Genomic DNA, 9,471 nt, shown 5'->3' with positions numbered 1-9,471 from the left:
CGGAAAAACACTCTGAATATTCGGCCATATATCGTCGAGAGTTTGAATTACCTCAGAACCTTGGGGTTATTCAGACTCTCCCTAGAATCTTATATATACTGTATGTCTGCCCCTAGCTCTGGACGCATACAGGATTTACCCCATAAGTTTGGCAGGTATGTTGTTAGAATCAAAGACCCTGGCCAACTGGTTCGCGATGTTGAGGCAGCAATTAAGAGAGATGTAAATTTAGAAAAGAACCTGCCTCAATTAGAACATGCGCCTATACGGTATGACAAAGGCGAGTATATTAAAGCGCTTACAGATGATGAAATAGACAAATTGGGGTGGGCGCAAAAACCAGCGATTTTTAGTGAAGAATGCGAATATCGTTTAAGATTTTTAGTAATTCCTGAACTTTTAGAATCTCCAGATTATTATCATATCTATATTGGGAAAAACTGAACTATTGCGAGTTGATTACCCGAATGAAAGTTTAGCTGTGACAGTAGTGCAATATACCTCAAGCAAAAGAAGAGATAGCCTGTGTTCTACAGGCGATTTGGCTTTTGAATCAACCACACCCTTTCTAGAAGGGATAATTCACTCCTCCCCACGCCTGCGCGGTTCGGACGATTGTCGTGTTTATGAAATAGGGAAAAGGGTTCGAGCCCCAAGATTCAAAGGGTATGGAAAGCTTGAGGATTTCGTTTAATTAAGGATTTGGAACGAGGTTATAACCGTTAGTCGAGTTCCAGCAGCCATGGGGGAGGGGGAGTGTATGCCCCCTCTGCTACTCAGAAACTTCTATTTCTTCAACTACCAAGTTTGTAGGTTCAGGGTCCATGGATCTCAAGGCGTCCAAGAGCCTTTGGCTGATAACGTACTCGGAAGGATCTTCCTTGATTCGAAATAGGTCTGGAATACTTGCCATCTTCTGTCGACTAAGAACAAAGCGATCTACGCCGATGATTCTGTCTTTATCACCATCAAGGTAGTCAATTTCCGATTCATCGTAGTTTAAGCAGTCGTAGCTACCGAGAGGATTTATGTAAAAGTAATCCTCAGTTTCCAGGCGGTCTTTATGGTTGATAATACTGAGTGGCAAGTATTCAAACGACCCTTGAACAAAGCCTTCAATAAGTTCTTTCACACGCTTGCTGACAATAAGGCACAGAGTTTTTGTTCCAATAAAGTCACTAAGAACTCTTCCACCCCTATCACTCATTTTGACAGCAGCACCCTCAGGGTATTCTGCCTTGATACTTTCGCCGTCTGTGATTTTCCATGAGGCAAGTCTGATCTCCTCTACGGGACTTTCAATAAAGCAGAAGTCCCGATCTAAACGTTTATAGTTATCAATAAAGTAGTAACGTGTTTCCTGAGTCATTAATGGGTCACTCTTTTTCGTTATCTATTTCTTGGCGTGGCCGTCAAGAGAACGCCCACCTTCCCAATCCAAAATTGTCTCTAGTAGTGTTTCTGAAAGCTTTTCCAGTTTTGCTTTATCAAGTTTGGCATCAGGAATGACGTGTTCATCATCGTTGTCAGATACAGCCTTGTTACAGATCTTCCGATATCCTTTGAGTATCTTTTCCAATCCCTTATCCATTTCTTTGACCATCTCGTCATAAACCGGGTGAGCCTGACACATGGCATCCAGGTCTGGCTCGTCATCTTCCCGCAAGATGAGGTGACGGGGAACATCCAGGATTTTACCTACTTCCTTATCCATGGGTAGGAAAAGCATGTTTTTCTTATGATTGATATTGTACTGGGCGGTGAGAAGCGCCTTTTGCATGACATTCGATACGGGCAGGCCTTCATTGGTGATGGCCGATGAAAGTGTGCCTTTGGGTATCAGATGGTGGGCATTATTCCAATAGGGCCAAGTATCTGTAGTGAAGTTATAGCCTTCCTTGATAGTAATTGTTTTGCCTGCAATTGTGTCGCGCTCAATATCTCGTTCTGGCCCTCCAATGTCCCAGTCACCAGGTTCTGGAACCTCTAACATTGTGCAATACCGGGCCGGGTAGTGGCTCCCTGATTTTGTGGGATACACGGAGGTTGGTTTTGGCTCCGTTGGTAGCCGGTCTCTGTAGCTATGCAGACATTTCTTGATATCAGCATGGCTTTTGGCTTGCTCATAACATTGGTAGCGGTAATTACAGGTATGTTTACCATTAAAGTTAGTAAAACTCGATTTGTGACCAGTCAGGCATGCGCCACCTTCCGTTGTGTCAGCGGTTGCATGCTCTTTGTGAATTGAGCCTAAACTTTTGTCGCCAAAATGACCTGAATTCTTTGCCATTTTATTCCTCTCCCTTGATCACTAATGCTGATCCGACAGTCCCACTTTCATTAATGGAACACACAAGTGCCATGGTTCCTCTGGCGTATCCTCGTAAAAAGCTGGCGTTGGCCAGACATAATGAAGCGGCGCTACTGGCTGCCCCGATATCTCCCCAACTTGTGGCAGGAACCTGTACGTTACAGTGATCCAGTTTGATATTGGATAAGCCCTGTAGATGAGTCTGGGCAAAGCCCCATACCAGCGATTTCCAACGTTCGCCGTTTAAGTCGATGTAGATATCACCGATAAAGCTTGTATCAGTCAGGACAGACAACGTGTCTTTAATGCTGAGGGCCAATGCCTGGCCAAGCTCTGAAGCGTTATCCTCTAAATGCTGCACAGCAGGACTGTCCCTGTCTTCAGCGTCATCTGTGCTGGAAGACCTTAATTCAACTTTGCGGGTATCTGTGCTGATGATGTTCACAGGGGCATGTCCGCCCTGACCATTGGCTTGAAAGTCCAGGTATAGACAGCTGGCAGCTTCACCTGGAATAAGGCTCGCGCTGTTTTCGTCATCCAGTAGGCGACCATAGTCCGAGAGCTGTTTAAGGCAGAGCGGATCTAACAAAGAATCTACTGATATTAGAATCACACCTGTGCTGGATTCCGCATGGTCTGTCTTTAAAAGGTTGCCCAATGCTGAATATAACCCCGTAGCTCCTTGCGTAATCAATCCATGATCCGGTGTTTGTATGGACACTCCGAGCGTTTTAGATAGGGTGGCAACACAGTGCTGTTGCAGTATTGAGACAACCTCAAGTTCCGGCCATCCAAAGCGCCAATGGGTGATTTCTGGGAGTATCCAGATTACTGGCGTATTTTGCCAAAAAGTAGGATCTTGGGCGGGTAACTTTGCAGACTGAATTAAATCCTTCATGGCCTGTTCCACCATGCGCAGCCAAGCGGCGTTTTGGACGAAGCCAGATGTGAGTAAATGCGCCGGTGCACCGATTACGGGGGCCTCAAGCTCATCCGGGTCATAGGTGACAACATCGTCCAAAGGGCGGAAGCGTGTCAGCCCAGCACGGACAGAGGAAGTACAGGTGAGGGCGTCATAGCCAACCGAGGACACCAAACCCATACCTAAGATAGAAAGTGAATTCATGAAGAGATACTACCGGTGGATGACATCGTTCTAAGAAAGTTCAGTAAAGCTCTCGATCTGTTTCCAACTGTCTGCAGGTGGGTATACCGCCAGATGAAGCTTTTGGGCCGTGGACGGGGCCAGTTGATACTCTGCCGCGACGGTTAACCCCTGCTTGCGAGCCAATAGGAGCCAGGCCAAAACTTCTGGTGATACATGGGATAGCGTGGCGGCCTCATCGGCATTTAATCTGGAGGCTTTCTTCTGCTCTCCATAGCTATCCAGTAAAGCTTGGACGCAGGCGCTTAAGGCTTCATCGAACGATTCCTGGTCCTTATCAATGAGTGCCTTGCACAACTCAAAACGTTCATCGGGATTCTGGTCATGATAGGACTCGAATTCATCCAGCAGATCTTGAATTTCAGAATCCGGGGCGGCCAGATAAAAAGCCTTCATCAGGATACGGTAATATAAGAAGTCTTCTTCATACTCTTTTCGTAGATTGATCGTATCCGGACATAACAGTGCAATTTTCCGGGCGACGTCTTCAGCCCCACAGGCCACGGCGTCAAAAAATGGGTAAGCCTGGGAGGTCGCCTTCTCGGCATTGTCTCCAATCTTCAGGAAGTGAACAAAGGCCTGGGCGCTTTTATACAGTCTTGAGTAAAACGGTTCGGGGTCATTGCTGATCAACAGCTCACCAACACCCAACTGTCGATAGGATTTGCAGACAAAGAGGTAATGGGACAGCTTTGGTGATGATGCCCTCAATAATTCCGGCAGTACTTCCTGGAGGGACATCCCAGTGTTTTTAATCGCAAGGGGCAAATAGTTTGGTGGCATTAAGCACAATCCTTGTCTGCGGTAAATTCATGCTCACATAGGAGCAAACAACCAAGGCATGTCAGCTCGGTATCTACATGAATGGTCTGGCTTGCGGCATCAGTCCTGTGGGATTGCCATTCTACGAATGTATTCTGGCCGCAATGTTTACAAATACACTTTGATAAGTCGTCCATAACAGATTGTCCGTTTCTTCCTGAGTTTGAAATTTTATCTCTTTCAATGGCTATCGGCTGTAGGCCATTTTGCGTATTTTGAAGCAGAGTTTTGAGGTGGGGTGGTAAGGCATGAAACGCAATCTCATACCTACCACAGTCACTGGGCATCCATTGCGATCATCTATAGGCATCCGTGCGAGCGACGGCGGCTATACTAATTAACTGAGCGGGATATTGCTGTGCGATATTTCCTAAAAGATTATAGGAAATCATGGAAAAGCCAGATCTGTTATTAGCCTGGGATGTATAGATCAGTGTGAATCGTAGGGAAACCCTTTCTGGGGCTTTTCTGCAGTGAAAATTCACTCCTCCCCACGCCTGCGCGTTTCGCGTAAGCCCTTTGTTTGTGAAACGGCCAATCCGATAGATAGGCCAGGAATACAAGGCTCCCAGTAAAGGTTGGATTTCATGTAATGAAAGCTTTTGCACTTCTATGCAGTTCCAGAGATGAAGAAAAAGAAGGATGTGTTTTCATAACCCTTTGAACTTGGTCAGGTCAACCTAGGGTTTTCATCTATTGAACCGTAATGGTATCTCCCTTTTAATCGTCGCCGACGAATGAAACGGAATATTTTGACAGGGTAGTCGTTGTTACTTTTCAAAGGCTTAGTCGTACCTTCTCAATATGGACGTTACATCTCGTCGTTAGATTATTTTATCTATCTAACCGCATAGGGATATTACATGAAGCGACCTTCTACAGGCCTGCCTGCACAGGTTATGGCCTTTCTTTGTGCATTGCTTGTCACCCTGACATCCAATGCCGCCAATCCACTCAGTGTGGACGCATATCTGTCCAACGAATCTTTATCCAACGGTGAGGATATCGAAGGATTCACCAGCACTCTCAAATGGCGGGTCAAAGAGTTTTCTCTGCCCGGTACTGGGTTGAATATTGATCTTTACCGGTCCTACGGCTACACCACAGGACTGGGAACTTTGGGACTGTGGCACATTGAGACGCCCCGCGTAGTCCTCAATGCCTCCTTTGACTATGACAAGAACTGTGACCGTATTTCCTGTCGTAATGATGGGGTTTGGAAAATCGGCACAGCACGTCTGGAGATCCCCGGCCATAAACCTCTCTCGTTAGTGAAATCAAAAACAGAAGACGGAACTTTTGTTTCGGTTAACGGCCAATATGGCTGGAAAGTCACATGGTCCATCTCTGATGATAAGCTCACCATGACCGGTTATGCTCCCAATGGCTTGGTATACCGCTTTGATTATCTTGATAACGACATTTCTAAGAAGGGCATAGCCACTCGTGCCATACACGCTTCCAAAGTATCTGACCCTTATGGCAACTATCTGGCCTATTCCTACACGCGCACGCGGTCTGAAGACTCAAAGCTGACTGACAGCATTTGGCAAAGTATCGTACTGCCGAACAGTATTACGGCGTCCGATGGCCGAAAGGTGACTTTCAGCTATAAAGACATTGAAGACTTCTGGACCAAATCCAAACGCAAGCTCGACAAGATCACAGTCCACGAATCTACCGGCAACCGTGTCTGGAGCTACGAGTACAGCCGATGGTCACACTCTGCACCGGTCGAACTTAAGCGCGTTAGACGCCCTGACGGGTTGAGCTGGTATTACACCTGTTCACTGACCAGCAGCCATCCCCGCGAACATCGCCTTTCCTCTGTAACGGTGCCCCATGGTGCGAAGATAAGTTATCACTATGACTACCAGCATGAGCTGGATTTTGGGCGAGTTGGGGTGTCTAAACGTATTCTTTCTATAGAAGGAAAGGATGACTTTATAACCACCTATTCCTATGACAAGGACGGTAATTGGCTGAAATTTATTTCTTCTAATCCCCTGTCGACCAAGATTACCACTTTTCATAATGACAAATCGAAGCTGTACTACCGAGGAAAGATTGCCAAGGAACAGGTGTTCAATAAAGCCTCGGATTCTCAGCCCTTGAGAACCACTGAGTATTCCTACAATAAGTGGAGTGCTATTGGTGACCACGACTATCTGGCCAATCCTGTACGTCTGACTCGCATCAAGGTTGATGGTCTGTTGGAAACTCTCTATTCCAACTTTAACAGTCACTATCAGGCACGGACTGTGACCGAACGCTTGGGGGACACTTCTCGCATCACCACTTTGACCCTTGAGAATAAGATAGGTGACGGTCGCCGTTACATCGGCTTACTAAGAAAGAAATCGGTAGATGTCGGGATTGGTAGCCATCCAGAAACGATTGTTGCTACCTACCAATACAACAACAAAGGGCGAATTGTCCGTAAAGTGGAGAACGGCCTTGAAGAGCGCTACGACTACCACACCTCTGGCAAGCACACAGCGGGATTACTGGCCAGCCTTTACTATACGAATCATCTCGGAGAGCAGGTTGTCCAATACCCGACCTATTACCGGGGAATTGCCACTGAGGAATCTCTTCCAGAGAGAACGATTCGTCGAACAGTCGATGATCGGGGATTGATCACCTCTGAAAGTGATGGCGCAGAGAATTACACCTCCTATACCTATGATGCGATGGGGCGTGTTCGTAGCGTCCAACAACCCGAACGGACCAAGCAAATTATCACATACACCAAAAACGCCATCACGTTAAAACGTGCGGGCTCCACATTCCAGCAAGTGGTGACTTTGGACGGCTTGGGGCGGTCAATACGAACGGACAACGAGCTGAACGGCGAAAGATTAAACTTTCTGATTACGACTTATGACGGATTAGGCAGAAAAACCTTTGAGTCTCATCCGATGGACAGAAGCAGTAATGAAGCAGGGGTCAAGTACACCTATGATGCCTTAAGTCGCATCACCCAAATGCAGGACACAGGACGGGGCACGATGGCTGGCTATTGTTATGGCTTGAGTTGTGTTTCTGGTGCTTTACCTTCAGACACTCTGAACGCTGCCAAAGCGGCAGGTGCACGTTATGCCATTACCGAAACCAATCTGATAGACGGGAAGTTCTATAAAACACACTATCTGAAGGCGGGCTTCGGTGGATACGGTTACCTCTACGATGTTCTGGTGTATCGCGTTATTGACCAACAGGGCAATGCTCAGGTGACCAAGTTCCAAAGGAATAAAGCGGGATTGGTGCAAAAAGTCACGCAGGACGGTGTTTCTCGGAGCTACACCTATTATGCTGGGACAGATCGAATCAAAATGATCAATGAGCCAGAGCGTCAGCCCATCACTTACACCTACGATGAATCAGGTAACCTCCGAACCGCTCTAATCGAGGGACAGGGGAGAATCAAGTATTACTATGATGCGCTGAACCAATTGCAAAAAGTCGACTACCCATCAGGCCATGATGTTTGGTTCCGGTATCATGCCAATGGCTTGCTCAGCTATGCCAAGAAGGGCCTGACAGCAAGGACCTATGACTACTCGGCGTCTGGCGATCTCATCAGTGAGAAACTGAAAGTTGATATTGATGGACCAGAGTACTACACACTTGCCTATCAATATGATGATGACGGCCAGTTGGAGAAGATCACCTACCCTAACCAGTTTTTCCTGGAGTACGATCTGGACGATGCGGGACGCCCCTTGGCGCTTCATTCACCGGAAGGCACACTGATCTCTGACGTTGATTACAGCTATACCGGTATTACCAAGACATACACTTATGCCAATGGAATGAAGGTCTCCCAGGCCTCAGATAAAGCGGGACGGATCACTGCAATCAACAGCAATCTCGGGTCCACTGTTGTGACCAGTCAAGCCTACAGTTATGACGGACACAACAATGTGACGTCCATCATTGATCACCACGACTCTGCCAACAGTTTTAACGACATCAAATATGACGGCCTTTCCCGTTTTATTAGTGCCGATTGTCCCTGGGGAGATTGTGGGGCTCGTTACAACAGTCGTGGAGACATCTTGAGCAAGTCCATGGGAACTTTAGGATCACTGAAATATTTCTATGATTCCGATACCAACAGGTTGGACCACACGACCGGAACCAATTACCAATTCAAGTATGACGATTTCGGGAATGTGACGGACAATGGCCGTTTTGACATGACCTATGATCATTCCGGTGACATGCTCAGCATTGTCTCAAAGAGCGGCGATATTGATATCGATTACGAATATGACGCCCACAATCTGCGTACTATCGAAATCCACGGCGATAAAGCCATTATTCAGGTCCACTCCAAAGACGGAAGTGTGCTTTATGAAGAGAATCTGCTGGAGGACACGGCGACAAACTATGTGTATTTTGACGGCAAGATGATCGCGGAGATCGAACGGGATTTTCAAGCAGAATACACCTGTGAGGCAGGCTGGATCTTGGATGGCGATACCTGCACCAAAACGGTGTTTGCAGAACCAACGGAAGGTTGCTCTGAAAACCTGTCAATTTCAAACGGAATTTGCCGATGGGAAGAAACAAGGGCGGCTAACCGCCGATGCCCTGTTGACTATGAGTATCCTTGGGGGATTTTCTGCAGCCCCGAACAAAAGGTCCAAGTGTACTACTGTGACCCCGGATATATGAGATCGGGCAAAGAGTGTTTCAAACTTCATATCGAGCCAATCATCCTATCTTGCCCCACGGACTATAGCCTGACCGGTAATAATTGTGCGAAAACGCAAATCAAAGCCGCAATCAGGAAGTAGCCTAAGGAGATCTCATAAATGGAAATTCTAGCAAAACTTAAATACTCGCTGTGTCTGACACTGACTGTTCTGATGCTGTTGGTCAGCGCTCAGGCTCAGTCAGAAGCCCGCATCACGTTCTATCATCACGACAACCTGGGCTCGCCTATTGCTGCCAGTGACAGAGACGGCAATGTTTTATGGCGGGAGACTTACGCTCCTTTTGGGCAAAAGACGGTAAACGACAGCGCCGCTGAAGAGGAACGTGTCGGCTACACCGGGAAACTGCATGATAACGATACGGGTCTGACGTATCTGAACGCCCGTTACTATGACCCTGTGGTCGGGCGGTTTATGGCGATGGACCCTGTAGGGCCGCTTGAGGGTGG

General features: G+C 47.1%; 7 protein-coding genes. 3 read left to right on the top strand and 4 right to left on the bottom strand.

Annotated elements, in window-relative coordinates; translation table 11 throughout:
* Window positions 1-444, top strand: a 444-nt coding sequence (locus F566_RS31495; RefSeq protein WP_026179662.1) for a hypothetical protein, incomplete at its 5' end; no start/stop codon positions are given.
* A 328-nt stretch (window positions 445-772) separates the two neighbouring features.
* Here the strand turns inward: F566_RS31495 and F566_RS0100915 are convergent.
* The 4 genes from F566_RS0100915 to F566_RS0100900 are packed head-to-tail and all read right to left on the bottom strand — an operon-like array spanning window position 773 to window position 4,259.
* On the bottom strand, window positions 773-1,369 hold the full coding sequence (locus F566_RS0100915; RefSeq protein WP_020405097.1) for an imm11 family protein: 597 nt from the start codon (window positions 1,367-1,369) through the stop codon (window positions 773-775).
* A 24-nt stretch (window positions 1,370-1,393) separates the two neighbouring features.
* A complete protein-coding gene (locus tag F566_RS0100910; RefSeq protein ID WP_020405096.1) occupies window positions 1,394-2,290 on the bottom strand; it encodes an AHH domain-containing protein in 897 nt (298 codons plus the stop codon).
* Window position 2,291: 1 nt separating this feature from the next.
* Window positions 2,292-3,437 (bottom strand): hypothetical protein, encoded by a 1,146-nt coding sequence (locus F566_RS0100905; RefSeq protein WP_157496545.1) that lies wholly within the window; start codon window positions 3,435-3,437, stop codon window positions 2,292-2,294.
* Between the two features lie 30 nt (window positions 3,438-3,467).
* A complete protein-coding gene (locus F566_RS0100900) occupies window positions 3,468-4,259 on the bottom strand; it encodes an immunity 49 family protein (RefSeq protein WP_020405094.1) in 792 nt (263 codons plus the stop codon).
* Window positions 4,260-5,161: 902 nt separating this feature from the next.
* Here F566_RS0100900 and F566_RS0100895 point away from each other — a divergent pair.
* Both F566_RS0100895 and F566_RS0100890 read left to right on the top strand, forming a co-directional pair.
* Complete coding sequence (locus F566_RS0100895) at window positions 5,162-9,103, top strand: RHS repeat domain-containing protein (protein WP_020405087.1); 3,942 nt, start codon at window positions 5,162-5,164, stop codon at window positions 9,101-9,103.
* Between the two features lie 18 nt (window positions 9,104-9,121).
* A partial coding sequence (locus tag F566_RS0100890; RefSeq protein WP_020405093.1) for an RHS repeat domain-containing protein occupies window positions 9,122-9,471 on the top strand: 350 nt, incomplete at its 3' end.

The sequence above is a fragment of the Hahella ganghwensis DSM 17046 genome, from assembly GCF_000376785.1.
Taxonomy (GTDB): domain Bacteria; phylum Pseudomonadota; class Gammaproteobacteria; order Pseudomonadales; family Oleiphilaceae; genus Hahella; species Hahella ganghwensis.
This window is presented reverse-complemented; position numbering and strand designations above follow the sequence as displayed.